Origin of the sequence: Radicibacter daui (assembly GCA_030657355.1) — a bacterium.
In the GTDB taxonomy this organism is placed as follows: domain Bacteria; phylum Pseudomonadota; class Alphaproteobacteria; order Radicibacterales; family Radicibacteraceae; genus Radicibacter; species Radicibacter daui.
In genome coordinates, this window is record CP131057.1 from 415,547 (window position 1) to 432,652 (window position 17,106).

The window sequence follows — 17,106 nt, forward strand, 5'->3', positions numbered from 1 at the left end:
CAGCCGCCTGCTCATGGTGATGAGCAGGCGGCTGTTTTTGTATTTGAATGAGACTGGCTGCTGCTTCCCGGAACGCAGATTTCTCAAGGGGTATCGAAATGACTGCCGCATTTGTTGCATGCCCTTCTGGGGGGCGCCAAAAGCGGAGCGGTTGGATATTTCGGATCGTAATACATGTTCGTCCCGCATATCGCACACGTAATAACTCTGTTATGCAAAAGATAGACTGCGCCGATTAGGATTGATACCGTTATGTCTTTAAAAATAAGAAGCGATACCATCATTATGGGGATAAATAATAATATCACAGGTCTCGTTACTCTGGCGTATTGATATTTATTGATGTTGAAAAATTTCATTTATTTATATTCCGATAAATTATCAGATACTAAATCTGAATTCGCCCAATCCACAAAGGCCGAGACGGCAGCCGTCAGATTCTTTGGTCCGCAAAAAATTAAAACCTTCCCACCAGTTGCCGTACCATGAATCCAATCCGAATTCGCCGTTTCTTCAAGAACGGCAAAGGTATCCGCACGGTTTTCAAGGCCGGTTCCTTCAAGGTCGATTTCTATGCACCAGCCTGGATTGTCGAGTGTCTTTATCTCTATGCCAAATTGATGCTCCCATTGGCCGTCGCAACGAGATGCATACCACGCCTGCAAGTCCTCAAAGGCCATAGTGCTCAAACCTGCAATCATCTTCCGACCCAGATTGGGAGATCAAAAAAATCCAGTTTCTCCGCATTATAGCACGCGAAAAACAACAACATCTTCAACCGTGAAATCATGCTGGATTAACAGCGATCACTTCCTGCATGGCACAAAGCGCCCCGCATGGATCAAATAGAAAGGTTGGGCCGACCTTGATCGCGTTCGAGGTCTCGGCATCGACATGCGCCAGTCAGATTGGGTTTCCCCTGTTTTGTGGAGAAACCCATGCGCATTCTTGTCGCTCTCATCACCTATTTCGGCCTTATGGCGGCCTGCTCGGCGGGAACGCTTCCGCCTGTCGGCTTCCGCACGCTTGATGCCCATGGGCTGAGCGCCGTCATCTGGTATCCAGCCGCAGCCGCGGGACCGGTCACGCTTGTCGGCGACAATCCGGCCTTCGTTGGCGTGCCCGTGGTCAAGGACGCCCCGGTTCAAGGAACGGCGCTTCCGCTGGCCCTGCTGTCTCATGGCTTCAGCGGCCTGTGGCGCAATCAGGCCTGGCTCGCCGAACGCCTCGCCGAAGCAGGGTATATCGCTGTCGCTTTCAATCACCCCGGCACCTCCTGGGGAGACATGGACCCGGCGTGGGCGACAGATCCGGGCAGGCGTCCGCACGATGTCTCCCGGGTTCTGGATACCCTGCTGGCGGACGGGGAAATGGCCGCGCTGATCGATCAGACGCGGATTTCCGTTATCGGCCATTCCTTGGGAGGCGCAACGGCGCTGGAACTGGTTGGCGGAGAGCTGGACCCGGCGCTGCTGGAGAATGCCTGCGGCACGGACAGGAGCAGGATTGTCTGCAATGTTTACCGCAGCGGCGGCATGACGGCGGCAACACCGAAGGTATCAGCCCGGGATCCCCGTATTTCGGCTGCGATATTGCTGGATATGGAAGGCATCCGTGGTTTTACCCTGGAAAGCCTGAGTGCGCTTTCCGTCCCGGTCCTCGCGCTCGTTTCTGGGGTGGAGGATCCGGGTTTGCCGCTGGGGTGGGAGGGCAGGGCGCAGGCAAACCTGCTACCCCCGGCGACCACCCGTTATGCCGAGATCGTGGGCGCCACCCATTTTTCCTTCATGAGCGAGTGCAAACCCGGCGCAATCGGCCTGCTGGGGGAGGATGCCTATGTTTGTGAAGGGGAAACGGCGCTGCGCGCCGCTCTGCATGAGGAGATCGCGCAGACCGTCATTCGTTTCCTGAATGCCGGTACTCGGTTGGCGATAACCCTGCAGCAGCCCTGAAGGCCCGGTTGAAGTTGGATTTGGTCTGGAAACCGGCCTCCAGCATGACCTGCGTTACCGGCAGGTCGGTTTCCCGAAGCAGCCGTTTGGCTTCCCGGACACGATAACCGTTGACCAGATCGGTTACCGAACAGCCCTGCAGCCGGTTTACGGCGGCAGAGATCTTACGGGCCGGCACGAGAGAGCGGCGTGCAAGGCGCTGGAGTGTCAGGTCGTAATCCTTGTAGAGGCCCTGCTCCAGCAGGGGGATCACAACGGCAAGGACCGCCTGTTCCTCTCCGGTTTCGGCCGGCGCTCCGGCGGGCCCGTCCGGAACCGGAGGTTCTGCCTCCTGCGGCACGGCGCGGCTGGCGCGGGACAGAACTGTGCCGGCGGCGCCGACCAGCATAACACTCATCAAGGCCGCAATGGCCGAAGCGGCGAGAGCATTATCGCCACGCGTCAGTGCAAAGGAGACCAGTGCGTCGACCGCAGCACTGAGGATAAGCAGGGCCGCAATGCCTCTTTGGGCCTGAAACACCGTCCATTCATCGCCGATGCGGACGCGCGTCAGTGTGCCGTCAGGAAATTGCAGACGGAGAATACAGAGGCCGTAGAGCAGGAACTCGGCAATTAACAGCGCGTCGACAATGGCCGGAAGCAGCCAGTAACAGACGATCACCAAAAACGGCCACAGCCCGTGAAGAACAGACGGTCTTTGCTGGCGCAGGCTCTGGAATGCGGCCCAGGCCAGAGCCGGCAGGCAGGCCGCAAAAACCGGCTGAACGATATGAACCCAGGCAGGGTTCGCGCTCCACCGTAACCCGACCAGTACGCTTTGGGTCGCGCAAGCCCCGACAAAGAGCACGAACCAGCGCTGCCGCCCGCCGTCCTGCACCATGCGGAAAAGGACAAAAGCCAGAAAGACCGTGACGAGGAAAGGCAGAGAGATCGACGGCATCACGTGTCATGAAGGTTGGAAGCGTCTGCTTTCTTTTAGACGCTTCGGACCGTCCTTTACATCACTGAGGGAGTCGTAGGTGTCCGCCTCGGTGTTGTATGGGGCGGGCATTCAGGCAAATTCACCATAATAGACCGCGCCGGCTCTGCTGGAGCCTAGCAGGTGGGTGAGTAACGGCTGAGTGCGAGAGTGGATAGACTTGGGCGGCCAAGAGCTCAGGCAGTGACAGGAACATGGCGTCGTGGCGCTCGAGCCCGGCCGCCTGATCGACTGCTTCACGCCGATCCGGCAGGGTTTTCTTTAAAACGGCTGTGACGCGCTTTTCGAGCAAGGCCGGCTATAGACTGTTCCAGCAGTCTGCCCGGCCTTGTCCGGAGGTTATCTGGTATGAAATGCAACCTCCTGCATCATTTTGGAAAACAGGTCTGTCCGTTCGTCCAGCGGCTTGTCGGACCCGGCCAGAAAAGCGGCAATGATTACGGCATGGCCATCAGGCCAGCTCACAATTCCGATATCGTTGAACGCGGCGGTAATGCCGTTCATGGAAATCGACGTGCCGCATTTATCCGCCAGCGCCGCGCCGGCAGGCAGACCGGCTCTCAGGCGCAATGGTTTAGTCTGGCCATACATCAACGCCAAAAGATGTTGCGTGGACTTCGGTGACAGCAGCTCGTTTTTCCAGAGTTTTTGAAGAAATAGCGCTGCAGCATCGGGCGTTGTGGGGTTGCGCGGGTTCTGAAGGAAATCCTGATAGCCGTGCCACAGGCGCAGGTTTCGCTGATGAGCGGTTTCGTTTACCGGCGGCCTTTGACCACTCGGCAAGGCTGAAAAAACCTCATTTATCGCCCCCTCTTCCATCTCGACGTGCATGTCGCCCAGTTGGTGTTTCTTAAGGAAGCGCGCAACAGTCTCAACGCCTCCGATCTGTCGGACAAGAGCGTCAACTGCGGTGTTGTCACTTTTGCTGACCGCCGCTGCGAGAAGCTGCTCGACGGTAAAGTTCATGCGCTGACCCTGGAAGGTTCGGGCTATATCGCTTGCGCCGGGGCGCAGCTCGTTTCGCTGAATGATCACGCTCGCCTGCAAGGACAGCAGCCCTTGATCAACCCTGTCGAGCACTGCAGCGGCAACCGGAGCCTTGAAGACGCTCATCATTGCAAAAGGCTGATCCTGGTTTACGCCCCAATGATCGCCTGTTCTCAAATCAATAATGGTGACACCCAAGACGCCCGGCCGCGCCCGTGCAGCAAGGGAGGAAAGCTTGTCTTGCAGAGAAAGGAGAACGTCACTTTTCTCCGGGTTAGCCAAAGCTGCCGGGGAGTACAGGACAGGCATGAAGATGACGGCGAAAATCGCAGCCAGCCTGACCATCATTCCGCCAAGCAGGTATTGTTGACGCATTGCCAGTGCCCCTTCGCCCGAACGGCCGTTACGCCATCGTAGCGCTGCCATCCCCATGACTTGTCATCCCTCAATTTTTTGGTACAAGCCATTGTTTAACTGTAATAAGTTCAATTTCGGGCGGAAGAGCCTCTAGTCCGGGCTGTTACGGGCAACGGCCATGATCTGTTTCCGCAGCCACATATGAGCAGCGTCACTGCGCATCCGGGGATGCCAGAAAAGCTGCATGCCCAGCCGCTCCAGCGCCAGTGGCGGCTGGAACAGTTCAAGGGTCTGGTTGAAGCGGGTTAAAAAGCGGCGGGGCAGGGTGCAGATGCAGTCCGTGCTGGCAAGCACCAGCGGCGCCAGACCATAGCTCTGGATGGAAACCGTAACCCGGCGTTCCCGGCCAATTTCGGTCAGAGCCGTGTCGATCATTCCGGTGAAATGTCCGCCGGCGGTGGAAATCAGCAGGTGGTCGAGGGTGCAGAACTCATCCAGCGTGATCGGCTGCGCGCCGCGCGGATGGCCGCGCCGCTGCGCGGTGACAAAATCATCGTCAAAGAGATTACGCGCAATCAGCCCGTCGGCCATGTCCTCGGTCGATCCGATGAAAACGTCGATATTGCCCTCTTCCAGATGCTGGGCGATCCGGGCCTTGTCCGGCAGGGTCAGGGCAAATTTCGCCTCCGGCGCCAGGGCCTGCAACTGAGGGATCAAATCCGGCGCCAGAATGGCGGCGGGATTATCCGTGGCGGCGATGCGAAATACCCGCGTGCTGGTGGCAGGGTCAAAACGGTGCGCCGTATTGATGAAGTCGTTGAAATGTTCAATCAGCCCGGCAAGCTCCGGCACCAGGGCCGTTGCATGGGGCGTGGGCACCATACCCCGGCCTGAAGTGGCCGGGGTAAAGAGCGGATCATTCAGTAACTGGCGCAGGCGCGTCAGCCGCGCTGAAAGAGCAGACTGGGTAATGTTGAGCCGGGCGGCTGCATGCGTGACATTCAGGTCTTTCAGCAGTGCATCCAGCGTCAGCAGCAAGCCGACATCAAAGTCAGAAATTCTTGTGGCCAATGAATTTCCTTATCAATGGCGTGGCTGGGTGCCGGTTCTGGTTGCCGCTTATGCCGCATTTTGCGGAAAGAGCGCACGCCGGCTTTCGGCATCAAGCTCTGATTTGAAGCTGTGATCCTGCTTCAGGGCAAGAGCCTGCGTGACTGCCGGACGGGCGGCCATCTGTTCCATGAAGCGCTGCACCGACGGGTAGTCGGCAAGACCCTTTTCTCCAAAGGCATAACCGGCTGAAGCTGCCCAGCCCCAGAGCGCCATGTCCGCGATGGTATATTCCTGCCCGGCCAGCCAGGGGAACTTGGCCAGATGGCCGTCAAGCACGGCATAATGGCGCCCCAGCTCCCGCACATAACGGTTGATCGCGTAAGGCAGCTTTTCCGGTGCGTAGTGCAGGAAATGAATAGCCTGGCCGGAAAAAGGCGAAAGGCCGGTCGCCACGAACTGAAGCCAGGAGAGTGTCGCTGCGCGGCCCGCCGCCTCGTCGGCAATGAACCGGCCATGCTTTTCCGCGAGGTAGAGCAGGATGGCGTGTGAATCAAAAACCGTCACGCCGTCATCCACAATCGCCGGCACCTTGGCGTTGGGGTTGATGGCCCGGAAGGCTTCGCTGTGCTGCTCGCCCTTGAAGATATCGATGGCGGTGACGTCGAAGGGCAACCCCAGCTCGTAGAGCAGCACGGCAACCTTCATCGAATTGGGCGTCGCGTGGAAATAGAAGTTCAGCATCTTGCGGACATTCTCGTGAGGTGAGGGGAAAGACCGCCACGAGAATGGCCGGGCGAAGCATCACGCGACCAATCGATGCTGCCGCTTTCACCTATCGTCCGGCTCGATACCCGATCTAACCGGCGGAAACGGTGCGAAAGCCCATCATCTCTGCCGTGACGCCCGGCCCGAAGGCCATGGCGACGCCCGTTTCCCCGGGGGCGGCCCCGGCCATGATGTCGGCAAGGGCGAACATCACCGTGGGGGAGGACATGTTGCCGTGGGCTTCCAGCACCCGGCGGGAGGCGGCCAGCGCTTCGGGCGGCAGGCTCATCGCCTGCTGGGCGGCATCCAGCACCGAGCGGCCACCGGGATGCACCGCCCAATGGGTAAAATCAGCGATGCCTGTCTTTTCCCTGAGTGTGGTGATCACAGGGTCGAGGCCGCGTCCAACCGTCGCGGGCACGGCGCCGGAGAGATACATATCAAAGCCCTGATCGCCGATCTGCCAGGTAATCTGTTCGCCGGTCTCCGGCACGATGCCGGCGGTAAAACCGACAATCTCCACCCCGGCCGGGCGGGCGGTGATGAGGCTGGCGGCCGCCCCGTCGGCAAAGATGAGGAAGGAGAGCAGCGCCTCCACATCATCGGTCGGCTGCAGATGCAGGGTGCAAAGCTCCACATTCACCATCAGCACCCGGGCTGCCGGGTCAGAGCGCACGATGTGGTGGGCAAGCTTCAACCCGTTGATGGCGGCATAACAGCCCATGAAGCCCACCAGCGTGCGTTCGGTGCTGCCCGGCAGGCCGAGAGCATGCAGCAGGTAAAGATCAAGCCCCGGCGCCATGAAGCCGGTGCAGCTGGTGATGATGATGTGGGTCGGCTGCTCCCCGGCATCGAGGTCGAGGCCCTTTACCGCGGCCAGTGCCAGCTCCGGTGCATGCTTCTCGTAGAGCGCCATGCGGGCAGCCGTGCCGGCGTGGCCGGTGGCGTCATAGAGGCCCTGGCGGTCGATACGATCCGGCGTTTCGACCGGCTCCAGGAAAGAATAACGATGGGCGATCTGCGCACGGCTTGCCATGCGCCGGAAGAGCGCCAGCTTGCGGCTGTCACCGATGCGGGTGGTTACGTAGTCGATGAACTTGCGGTGCACATCGTGCGGCGGCACGGCAGTCGCGATGCGGTTGATATAGGCAGGCATGGAGAAAACTCCCGGCTCAAGGGGCAAGGGACGACGATATCAACCGGCCGTCCGGCCCGGCGCCATGCGCCGGAGCAGCCCGTCCTTCAGCACATAATGATGCAGCAACGCCGCCAGTGCATGCAGGCCGGCAAGCGTGATGATGATCCACGCATTGGTCTCGTGCATTTCATGCAGCGGACCACGCAGGCCGGCGGAAAGGGCAAAAGGCGGCTCCAGCGAAAACAGGCCGAAGAAACTGAGCCCCTGACCATAGGACCAATGCCACAGAAAGCCGATGACAACCTGCGCCACCACCAGAAGATAAAGCAGCCCATGCATCATATGAGCGGCGATGGCCTGCAAACCGGCAAGCGGCAGGGCCGGGCGGCGCTGGCGGGTGAGGCGCCAGACGAGCCGGAAGAGGATGACGCCGGCCAGCGCAATGCCGAGCGAGATGTGCAGATCTTCCATGCCCTCCCGCAGTTCGGAATGGCGCGGGGCGAAGTGCCACCCCTGGGCAAGACCGAAGAGGGTGATGACCAGAAGGGCCGTCAGCCAGTGCAGCAGGATGGAGATGCCGTCATAGCGCTCTCGGCGATCACCCGTGCCGGCAGGCCGGTCATAGGACAGGGCATTCATCGGATTTTCCTTGCCTTGAAGATGAGTTTTCCCGTGCCGGGCCGCTTTGGTGCGGGCCCGGGGGGAAGATAACGGGGTGAAACGAGATCAGGTGAGGCGGCTGTGCAGCGTGCTCGCGCGTGCCTCCAGAACATCGGGCGGCATCTTGCCAATCAGCATGAAGCCGTGGCCCGACTGCTTCCAGAACACCACCTGCAACCCCAGCCGTTCTTCCGGCTTCGGCGCGCTGTTGCCGCCACCGGCCTTGATGACGCAGAGCGCCATCGGCCCGTATCGCGGATCGAGCCAGGTGATCTGGCCAAGCGGTGCCCCGTCATATTGCAGGATCTGGGCGCGCTTGAGCTCCGCATCGGGCAGGCTGGCGAGCACCGGTGCCAGGTCGAGGTCAAGCCGGTTGCCGAGGCTCGCCAGCTCTACTGCCTGCCTTGCGGGGTCGGCCGGGATGTCGGCAAGTGTCTCGGGGGTATAGAGCGTCATGTACTGGGCGACGAGATCGCGCCAGCCGGGCGCGGCCACCTTCTCTTCCAGCAGTGGAGAGAGCAGGAAACGGTCGCCAAGTCCGCCGGCAAGCAGCAGGGCAATGCCCGCGGCCATGAAGCCGCGCCGGGAGGCCATGAAGCCCGATGCGCGCATCGGGGCAGCCACGGGCGGCGGTTCCAGCGCTTTATCGAGCATGGCTTCCAGCCTTGCCTCAGGGGCGGCATCCAGAAGCGGCGCAAAAGCTTCGGCAAACGGCAGGCTTGCGCGGGAAAGAGCCTCCAGCCGGTCGGCGGCCTCCGGGTCGCTCTCCAGCATCTTTTCAACGCGCGTGGTGTCGACCGCGTCCAGCTCGCCATCCAGATAGGCCGTGAGCAACGGGTCGAGCGGGTGCTGGCTGTCGTGTGTGCTGCTCATGGCGTTTCTGCCTCACGGGGCGAAGGGACGGGCTTGTCGCCGAGTGTCGCGGCGATCCGGGCCCGGCCGGCGGCAAGGCGGCTCATCACCGTGCCGATGGGGATTTCAAGAACCTCCGCTACTTCGCGATAGGCCATTCCCTCGACATAGGCGAGGAAGAGGGCGGAGCGCTGTGCCTCCGGCAAGGTTTCCACCAGCCGGATGACCTCGCGCGCCGCCATGTGGGTTTCCACCGCCGCGCTGCCATCGAAGACCAGAGAGGTTTCGGCATCGACAAACCCCTGGCCCTCCCGGATCTTCCGGGAGCGGATCTCGTTGATCCACAAGGAATGCAGGATGGTGAACAGCCACTTGTCGAGCCGGGAGCCGGGCTGGAATTGCTCCGCCCGCTCCAGTGCGCGCAAGCAGGTTGCCTGCACCAGATCATCCGCTGTGTCCCGACGACCGGAAAGAACCAGCCCGTAGCGCCACAATCTTGTCAGTTGGCCACGAAGACCGTCACGTACTTCGCTGATGGCCGCTTGCCGGCTATCGATTGTCGCCTCCGCTAGTGCCGCTTTGCCGGCCGGGCGATAAGGGGGCCTCGCACGGCCATGATCGGCCCTCTGAGCGATTACCTGCACCGGCAATACCTCCCTCAAGAGTAGCGAAAGCTCACTCCCAGAGCGAGGCCGGATTGGAGATGGCCAGGGCAAGGTCCTGATATTCCTCGCAGCCGGTGCCGCAAAGCCCGCGGATCGTGGTCAGCTGCTCACGGGCAAGATCGGTCCGGCCCTTGATGACATAGGCCTCGCCCAGATACTCGCGCACCTTGGCATAGTGCGGATCGAGCGCGACGGATTTCAGGTAGAAAGAAATGCCTTCGTCGGTACGGCCGAGCTTGCGCGTGGCGTAACCACGGTAGTTCAGCGCCTCGGGCGTGTTCGGATCCTTGAGGGTGTCCAGCATCGCCAGCGCCTCGTCATACCGGCCGGCCTTGGCCAGCGAATAGGCATAATGGGTCAGGTTCTCGTCCGGCAGCAGCGCGCCCTGCTGCTCCACACAGGCCTTCTTGTGCTCGTCATAAACCTGGCCCTTGGGGCAGGTGGGGGTGGTGTCGTCGTCATCGCCCGCCGCACGGGCCGGAAAGCTGAGGACAACGGTTGCAATCCCTGCGCCGATAACCAGCACCGCCAGCAGGGCGGAAGGCGAGCGCAGGAAAGAAGAGATCAGAGTGCGTTTCATGGGATGACGCTCCGTCGTGTGTTCGGATGGTTCAGCCTCATCAACACGCCGGCTCCGGCTTTTATTCGCCGGCCTCTTCAAAAAAATGTGACGGGGTGAAAATCCCGCAAAGGCTTGACCCGCGAACCCCGCCTGTCGGATAGGAGCCGCGCCATTAACCTTTTGTTCATTCCGGCGGAGCCCCCGGCCGCCCATCCGGCAACTGGAGTTCAATCTGTGCCCGCCGCTATTGTTGTTTTTATCGTTCTTGCCCTGATCTTCCGCTTCTCCTCCCTGTTCATCTCCATCCGGCACGAAAAGGCGCTGAAGGGCGCCGGCGCACAGGAATTTGGCGCCGGGAACAGCAAGGCGCTCGCCGCCATGCATATCCTCTTCTATGTCGCGGCCATCACCGAGGGCGCCTTGATGCCGGGGGTATGGAACACCGGCCTGACCGTAACGGGTGTGGTAATCTATCTGCTGGCGGCGCTGGCTCTGGTATCCGTTATCCGCTCGCTCGGTGCGCTCTGGACCATCAAGATCATCATCGCGCCCGGACATCATGTGGTGCGCAGCGGCCTTTTCCGCTGGGTGCGCCACCCGAACTACTTCCTCAACGTGCTGCCGGAACTCATCGGTTTTGCCGTGGCGCTCAATGCCTTCACCACATTGCTGGTCGGCATCCCGCTTTATCTGGTGCCGCTCATCATCCGCATCCGGCAGGAGGAGCGGGTCATGCGCGATCAGGTGGCCGACTACACCTGAGGATCTGGACCTGAGGATCTGGCCAACACCCCCGGATCCGCCGGGGGTGTCGCGCCTTAATTATATCCTTCTATCTGCTATTCTCTCCGGAACAGAATTCCTGTTCCGGATTACACCATGGCATTTCACCGGCCGCTCCTGCGGCTCGTCCCGGCCCTGATCATCACTACCCTGCTGGCTCTCGCCGGGGCCGGCGGGGCGCAGGCCGGGACATCGGGTGTTTCGGGCTGCGGTCCGGCGCCGGATCCGGCGCTGGTGCTCAGGGAAAATCTGCTGGGCAATCCTCCGGATGGCGGTGCGGTGCCCGATATCCGCCGTGCCTATGTAACCCGCTGGGACCAGGCCCATCATGTGCCGGCCTGGAGCGCCTGGCAGGAAAACGAGGCCTTTCGCCAGACCCCGCCGCGCAAGGGCCGCTGGTCCAGTTTCCGCACCGATCCGGAACATGCGGAGGTGACGGACAGGGACTATGTGGGCTGGATGGCGGCGCTTGGCCTTGCCCGTGGCCATATGGTGCCCTTTGCCATTGCCGGCGGCGACCGCGACGGTGACGGGCTGCTGGCCGCGGATCCGAAAACCGGCATGCTGGCCGATCCGGACGATGCCTGCGCGCTTTATGAAATCAATTCCTTCACCAATATCACCCCGCAATATCAGGATGCCTTCAACGGACAAGGCGGGCTGTGGTTCGCCGCCGAGGAAGCCGAGCGGGACCTGATGGCACGCGGCCGGCGGCTGATGGTGATGGCCGGCACTGTCTTTCTGGCCGGCAAGCCGGTGCAGGAGATCGGGGATCGCCGACAGACGGCGGCGCGATGGGATATCGGCGTGCCGCACGGCTTCTGGCGACTGGTGAGCGATCCGGCAGCGGGGGAGGCGGTGGCCTTTCTCTTCGACCATGACGGTGACGTGCCGCATGGTTGCCCGATGGATGCCGGGGAGCTGGCACGCTGTATCGTGCCCGTCGCCACGCTGGAAGCAGCGACCGGCCTCAGCTTCTGGCATGGCCTTGACCCATCCGTTGCCGCCCGCCTGCGCGGTGGCAAGGGAAGCGAGATCTGGCAGCGCTGGATGGCACCGCGCCCCGCCTCCTGACGCTTCAGGACCCGGTATCGGGCGACACTTTGTCGCGGCATGCGGCTTGCTTGTCGGGTGGTGGCGGAGTGACCGCTGCTTTCCGGAAAGAGCACCCTGACGATGACGGCTGCAGTTCAGACCACCTCCACCCCTGTCAGCAGTCTTTCCCTCAAGAGCATCGCCGCTCTTACTGCCGCCCAGATCAGCGCCTTTTCGCTGGAGGATGTCGCAAGCCTGTCAAAGGCGCAGGTCGGCGCGATTTCTGTTAACCAGATCAGTGGGTTGACGGCCGAGCAGATCACCCATCTAACCACCAGCCAGATCGGCTTTACCGCCGCTCAACTCAACGCGCTGAGTGATGACCAGTTCAACGCCTTCGAGGCGGAGGATTTCTCCGTCATGAATGCGGCGCAGATCCGGGGCCTCTCCCCGCATGAAATTTCGCTGCTCACTCCGGAAAAGATTGCCGCCTTCTCCCCGGTACAAATTGCCGCACTGACCGCAACCCAGATCCGGGCGCTTGGCACCGTACAGATCGCCGCGCTCGGCACCACCCAGATGAGCGCTTTTGGCGCCAGCCAGATCGGCTGCCTGACGACGACGCAGCTTAATAGCCTCAGCACCGCCCAGCTCGGTGCGCTTTCCGGCGCGCAGCTTTCCGGTCTTACCTCCGCCCAGATCCGCGAAGTGAGCGACGGGCAGCTGGCAAAGCTCAGCGCCAGCCAGATTTCCGGCTTTACCACCACGCAGGTAAAGTTCTTCTCCGCCGACCAGCTTAACAAGCTGAGCCTTGCGCAATGGTCGGGTTTTACCGCTGCCCAGATCGGCAATCTCACCACCACCCAGATCAAGGGGGTGAGCCCGGAACTCATCGGCAGCCTGATGAGCACCCAGTTCAAGGGGCTGACCGGGGCCCAGATCGCGTCGCTGACAACTGATCAGGTCGCGCAGCTGACCGACGAGCATATGGGCCTGCTCACCGCAACACAGATCAAGAGCCTGACGACGGCCGAGCTTGCGGCGCTCTCGCCCGAGCAGATGGCGGTTTTGAAGCCGGCGCAGATCACGGCGCTTACCGCCTCCCAGATCAAGACCCTGCCGGCCGCCAAGATTTCGGGCCTGACCACCGAGCAGATCTCCGGCCTTACCAATGTGCAGATCGCCTCGCTGACACCCGAGCAGTTCAAGAGCCTCAATGCCGACCAGATCGCCGCCTTTACGCCGGCCCAGTTCGCCGCCATCAACGGCGTCAACATCCCCTCGCTGACGGAAGACAAGCTGGCCGTGTTGAGCCCGGCGCAGCTGGGAGTGATGACGCTGGGGCAGGTGAGAGCCTTTTCCGTCACCCAGCTCAACGAGCTGACCGACGACCAGTTTGCCAGCCTCGGCAAGGTGCAGATCGCCGCGCTTGCCGCCAGCCAGCTGAGCGCCCTGCCGGAAAGCCGCATCGCCAGTATGACGGCAATCCAGATCGGCGCCCTCAGCGCATCGCAGATGGCATCGCTCACCGGCTCGCAGCTCTCGAGCCTTGGCGCCGCCCAGCTTCCCCAGCTGAGCGCCGTGCAACTGCGCGCGCTGACAGCCAGCCAGCTCAACGCCTTCAGCGATGACCAGCTGGCAACCTTTACGGCCAAGCAGTTCGCCTCCTTCAGCCCGGCGCAGATCGGCGGGCTTTCAACTGACCATCTGGCCGCTCTGCCGGTGGCGCAGCTCAACGCGCTGACCGCCAGCCAGATCGCCGGTATCACCACCAGCCAGATGAAGGCGCTCACCTCCGAGCAGCTTTCCGGCATGTCCGCCGCCCAGCTCAAGAGCTTTACCGCGGCCCAGATCGGCTCCATCGCCGAGGACCAGGTGGCGGAGCTGCCGGCAAACATGCTCTCGGCGCTCACCACGACGCAGATGAAGGGGCTTACCGGCGCGCAGACCGCCGTGCTCAGCCAGGATCAGTTGGCGGCGTTCAGCAAAAGCCAGATGGCCGGCTTTACGACCTTCGCGCTTGCCGGTTTCTCCGCCACGCAAATTTCCTGGCTCACAACCACGCAGCTCTCCGGTATGACGGCCGGGCAAATCTGGGCACTGAAGGACGGGCAGATCGGCGGGCTTTCCACCACCCAGATCGCCGCCATGAGCAACGAGCAGGTGAAGAACCTGTCGCCGGCAGCGCTCGCGGCGCTGAGCCCCGACCAGCTTGCCTCCTTCTCCCCGGCGCAGATCGCAAGCCTGACCACGACCCAGATAAAGGGGCTGACGGCCGATCAGATCTCCTCCCTCAGCGATACCCAGACCGCGGCGCTGACGGCGGCCCATATCGCGTCTCTCACCACCGCGCAGGTCACCGGCCTTACCGGAACGCAGGTCGCAAACCTCTCCAGCCTGCAGGTCAAAAGCCTGACAGCGGCGCAGATCGGCGCCATGCAGGCCGAGCAGGTGAGTGCGCTCACCCCGGCACAGATCGGCGTATTGGCAGCCGCTCAGCTCAAGGGACTGACGGCGGACCAGCTTGCCGTGCTCACGCCTACCCAGACGGCTGCGCTCGCCGCAGCCCAGCTCGCCAGCCTTTCGGCAACCCAGCTTAACGCGCTGAACGGGGAGGATTTTTCCGCCCTGAGCTCCACGCAGCTTGCTAGCCTGACCGCAACGCAGATCGGTGCGCTCTCCACTGAAAAGATCGGCCAGTTGACCGCCGGACAGATTGCCGGGCTAACCGCCGCTCAGATGAAGGGGTTGACGACCGGGCAGCTTAACAGCTTCAGCGATACCCAGATTGCCGCGCTGAAGCCAACGCAGCTGACGAGCCTGACGACCACGCAGATCGCCGGCCTCAGCAACGATTTTCTCGCGCTGCTCACGACCGACCAGTTTGCCGGTATCACCGCGGCCCAGGTCGGCACCATGACCAGCACGCAGTTGAACGGGCTTGATGATGAAACCGTCTCCGGCCTTTCCACCGGCCAACTCTCGGGCCTGACGACGACGCAGGTCGGCGCCCTGAGTGCCGACCGGCTGATCGTGCTCAGCGATACGCAGTTTGCCGGCCTCAGCGCCAATCAGCTGAAGGGCCTGAAGGCAGAGCAGGTGGCTGTGCTGGGCAGTAGCAAGATCAACGCGCTGACGGCAACGCAGTTTGCCGCGCTGACCCCGGCAGCGATCGCTGGCCTGACGCCTGACCAGATCGTGAACCTGAAGCCGGAACTTCTGGCCGGCATGACATCGAGCCAGATTGCCGGTTTTACCGGGGACCAGCTGGCCTTGCTGTCTCCGCAGCAGGTTGCCGATTTTACCGCATCGCAGATTGCGGGCCTTACGGCGGCCCAGGTTCAGGCACTGAGCCCGGACCAGCTAGCCGGATTGCCCGCGGCCAAGATATCCGCCATTTCAACGGCCGCCATTTCCGGCCTCACCACCGGACAGGTAAGCGCCCTGACCAGCCAGCAGGTGGCCGCGCTGACAGCCTCCCAGCTGGCCTCCCTGCAAACGACGCAGGTCGGCGCGCTCAGCGCCGATCAGATAACGGCGCTCAACACCACGCAGATCAAGGCGCTGTCAGCCACCCAGATCGCTGCGCTGAGCCCGGTGATCGTCCCGATGATCAGCGACGATCAGTTGAAGGCGCTGACGGCAGCCCAGATGGGCGGCCTGACAGCGGATCAGGTGGGCACGCTCAGCGGCAGCCAGCTCTCTGCCTTCTCGCCGGCGCAGATAGCCGCGATCAATCCGGCAGCAACCGCCAGCCTGCGCACCACACAACTGGCAGCACTCAGCGACACGCAGTTCGCCGCGCTTACCGCGGCCCAGATCAAGAGCCTGCCGGCAGCGCAGATCGCCGAGTTGCCGGCCGAGCGTCTCATGAGCCTCAGTGCTGCACAGATGGGCGGCCTCAGTGCCGGCCAGCTCAATGCGCTGACGCCGGCACAGTTCGATCTCTTTACCCCGACGCAGATTGCGGCGATTGCCCCGGCCAGCCTTGGCGGCGTCTCCACGGCAATCATTAGCACCCTTGATGCCGACCGGGCGGCTGCGCTGACATCGCAGCAGGTCGCCGCGCTGACGAGCGAGCAGCTTTCCGCCTTGCCGGCCGATATTTTCGACAAGATCACCACCAGCAAGCTCTCTTCTTTCACCAGTGCCCAGATCAGCGGCCTTACCGAGGCGGAGATCGCCTCGCTGGATGCGAGCGAACTTGGCTCGCTCAGCAGCGCCCAGCTGGGCAGCCTTACGGCGACCCAGGTGGCGTGGCTGACACCCGCGCAGCTTGGCGTGCTGACGACCAGCCAGGTGACCGGCCTTTCAACGGGCTTCCTCGCGGGGCTCAGCAGCACCCAGCTGGTGGGGCTGACCGGCGCGCAGCTCAATGCTCTTTCGGAAACCCAGTTTGCCGCGCTGACGGCGCAGCAAATCGCGGCCCTGCAGCCGGCGCAGGTTGCTGCTCTCAGCAATGCGCATGTCAATGCGATGAGCGCGGCGCAGGTGAGCGGACTTGGCAGTGAACAGCTTCAGGCGCTCACGTCCAGCCAGATCACCGGCCTTGGCACCGGCTTCATCGGCAAACTGTCCGCCACCCAGTTGGGCAGCCTGACGGGGGCGCAGGTCGGGGCTTTCACCGCCGAACAGCTGGGCGGGCTTTCAACTACCGCGCTCGGCGCTCTCACCGGGGCGCAGCTTGCCGGCCTATCGGCCACGCAGCTGGCCGGTCTCTCCACCACGCAGTGGCAATCGCTGACCGCAACGCAAATCCAGGGCCTCACCCCGGCCACGGTGGCGAGCCTCAGCCAGAGCCAGCTTTCCTCCATGCTGCGTATCCAGCAACGGGCGATGACGAACGAGCAGGTTGCCGCGCTGACGACGGTGCAGATCGCCGGGCTCAGCACCACACAGATGTCCAACTTTACCGGCGCTCAGCTCAAGGCCTTTACCGCAACGCAGTTCGCCCAGTTTACGCCGACGCAGCTCGGCGCACTCAGCACCAGCCAGTTCGCCAATTTGAGCCCGTCGCAGATCGGCCAGATGACGGCGGTGCAGATCACCGGCCTTTCCACCGGCCAGGTGGCGGCGATGACAAGCGACCAGATTGCCGCGCTCACCCCGTACCAGATCGAATCCATGTCCGAGCAGCAGGTGCGTTCCTTCACCAGCGCCCAGCTGGCCGGCATGACGGCGGAGCAGCTGCAGGGCGTGCAGAACTCGCTCGCCTGATCTCGATTGACGCGCAAATAGCACCACAGGGAGGGTCCGCACCCTCCCTGTGGGTTCGCTCACACAGCACTAACTTGCATAATGCAAGTTAGTGCTTCATA

Annotated in this window: 14 protein-coding genes; 4 read left to right on the forward strand and 10 right to left on the reverse strand. The window is 62.2% G+C overall.

From position 1 onward, the window contains the following. Nucleotides 1-359 precede the first annotated feature (359 nt). Nucleotides 360-680: an immunity 53 family protein gene (locus tag QTL98_RS21705; RefSeq protein WP_445682235.1), complete on the reverse strand. Its 321-nt coding sequence runs from the start codon at nucleotides 678-680 to the stop codon at nucleotides 360-362. Nucleotides 681-938: 258 nt separating this feature from the next. Here QTL98_RS21705 and QTL98_RS21710 point away from each other — a divergent pair, with 258 nt between their 5' ends. Further along, nucleotides 939-1,952, forward strand: a complete 1,014-nt coding sequence (locus tag QTL98_RS21710; RefSeq protein WP_445682236.1) for an alpha/beta hydrolase family protein — start codon at nucleotides 939-941, stop codon at nucleotides 1,950-1,952. Here QTL98_RS21710 and QTL98_RS21715 read toward each other — a convergent pair. The 9 genes from QTL98_RS21715 to QTL98_RS21755 form a co-directional block, all read right to left on the reverse strand. Continuing rightward, on the reverse strand, nucleotides 1,897-2,832 hold the full coding sequence (locus tag QTL98_RS21715) for a helix-turn-helix domain-containing protein (protein ID WP_445682237.1): 936 nt from the start codon (nucleotides 2,830-2,832) through the stop codon (nucleotides 1,897-1,899). The genes QTL98_RS21710 and QTL98_RS21715 overlap by 56 nt on opposite strands. Nucleotides 2,833-3,270: 438 nt before the next feature. Beyond that, nucleotides 3,271-4,350: a class A beta-lactamase gene (bla, locus tag QTL98_RS21720; protein WP_445682238.1), complete on the reverse strand. Its 1,080-nt coding sequence runs from the start codon at nucleotides 4,348-4,350 to the stop codon at nucleotides 3,271-3,273. 75 nt (nucleotides 4,351-4,425) lie between these two features. After that, nucleotides 4,426-5,346, reverse strand: a complete 921-nt coding sequence (locus QTL98_RS21725) for a LysR family transcriptional regulator (RefSeq protein WP_445682239.1) — start codon at nucleotides 5,344-5,346, stop codon at nucleotides 4,426-4,428. Between the two features lie 48 nt (nucleotides 5,347-5,394). Continuing rightward, nucleotides 5,395-6,066 (reverse strand): glutathione S-transferase family protein, encoded by a 672-nt coding sequence (locus QTL98_RS21730; protein WP_445682907.1) that lies wholly within the window; start codon nucleotides 6,064-6,066, stop codon nucleotides 5,395-5,397. Between the two features lie 118 nt (nucleotides 6,067-6,184). Then, nucleotides 6,185-7,249, reverse strand: a complete 1,065-nt coding sequence (locus QTL98_RS21735; RefSeq protein ID WP_445682240.1) for a type III polyketide synthase — start codon at nucleotides 7,247-7,249, stop codon at nucleotides 6,185-6,187. A 39-nt stretch (nucleotides 7,250-7,288) separates the two neighbouring features. After that, on the reverse strand, nucleotides 7,289-7,870 hold the full coding sequence (locus QTL98_RS21740; protein WP_445682241.1) for a cytochrome b: 582 nt from the start codon (nucleotides 7,868-7,870) through the stop codon (nucleotides 7,289-7,291). Between the two features lie 87 nt (nucleotides 7,871-7,957). Continuing rightward, nucleotides 7,958-8,764: an anti-sigma factor family protein gene (locus tag QTL98_RS21745; protein ID WP_445682242.1), complete on the reverse strand. Its 807-nt coding sequence runs from the start codon at nucleotides 8,762-8,764 to the stop codon at nucleotides 7,958-7,960. Further along, a complete protein-coding gene (locus tag QTL98_RS21750) occupies nucleotides 8,761-9,387 on the reverse strand; it encodes an RNA polymerase sigma factor (RefSeq protein WP_445682243.1) in 627 nt (208 codons plus the stop codon). The genes QTL98_RS21745 and QTL98_RS21750 overlap by 4 nt, the downstream gene beginning before the upstream one ends. A 31-nt stretch (nucleotides 9,388-9,418) precedes the next feature. Continuing rightward, nucleotides 9,419-9,988, reverse strand: coding sequence for a tetratricopeptide repeat protein (locus QTL98_RS21755; protein ID WP_445682244.1), 570 nt, complete (start codon nucleotides 9,986-9,988; stop codon nucleotides 9,419-9,421). A 216-nt stretch (nucleotides 9,989-10,204) separates the two neighbouring features. Between QTL98_RS21755 and QTL98_RS21760 the strand changes: the two genes are divergently transcribed. The 3 genes from QTL98_RS21760 (at nucleotide 10,205) to QTL98_RS21770 (ending at nucleotide 17,005) form a co-directional block, all read left to right on the forward strand. Beyond that, nucleotides 10,205-10,732, forward strand: coding sequence for an isoprenylcysteine carboxyl methyltransferase family protein (locus QTL98_RS21760; RefSeq protein ID WP_445682245.1), 528 nt, complete (start codon nucleotides 10,205-10,207; stop codon nucleotides 10,730-10,732). Between the two features lie 117 nt (nucleotides 10,733-10,849). After that, a complete protein-coding gene (locus QTL98_RS21765; RefSeq protein ID WP_445682246.1) occupies nucleotides 10,850-11,827 on the forward strand; it encodes a DNA/RNA non-specific endonuclease in 978 nt (325 codons plus the stop codon). Nucleotides 11,828-11,929: 102 nt separating this feature from the next. After that, nucleotides 11,930-17,005, forward strand: a complete 5,076-nt coding sequence (locus QTL98_RS21770) for a hypothetical protein (RefSeq protein WP_445682247.1) — start codon at nucleotides 11,930-11,932, stop codon at nucleotides 17,003-17,005. The last annotated feature ends 101 nt before the right edge of the window (nucleotides 17,006-17,106 follow it).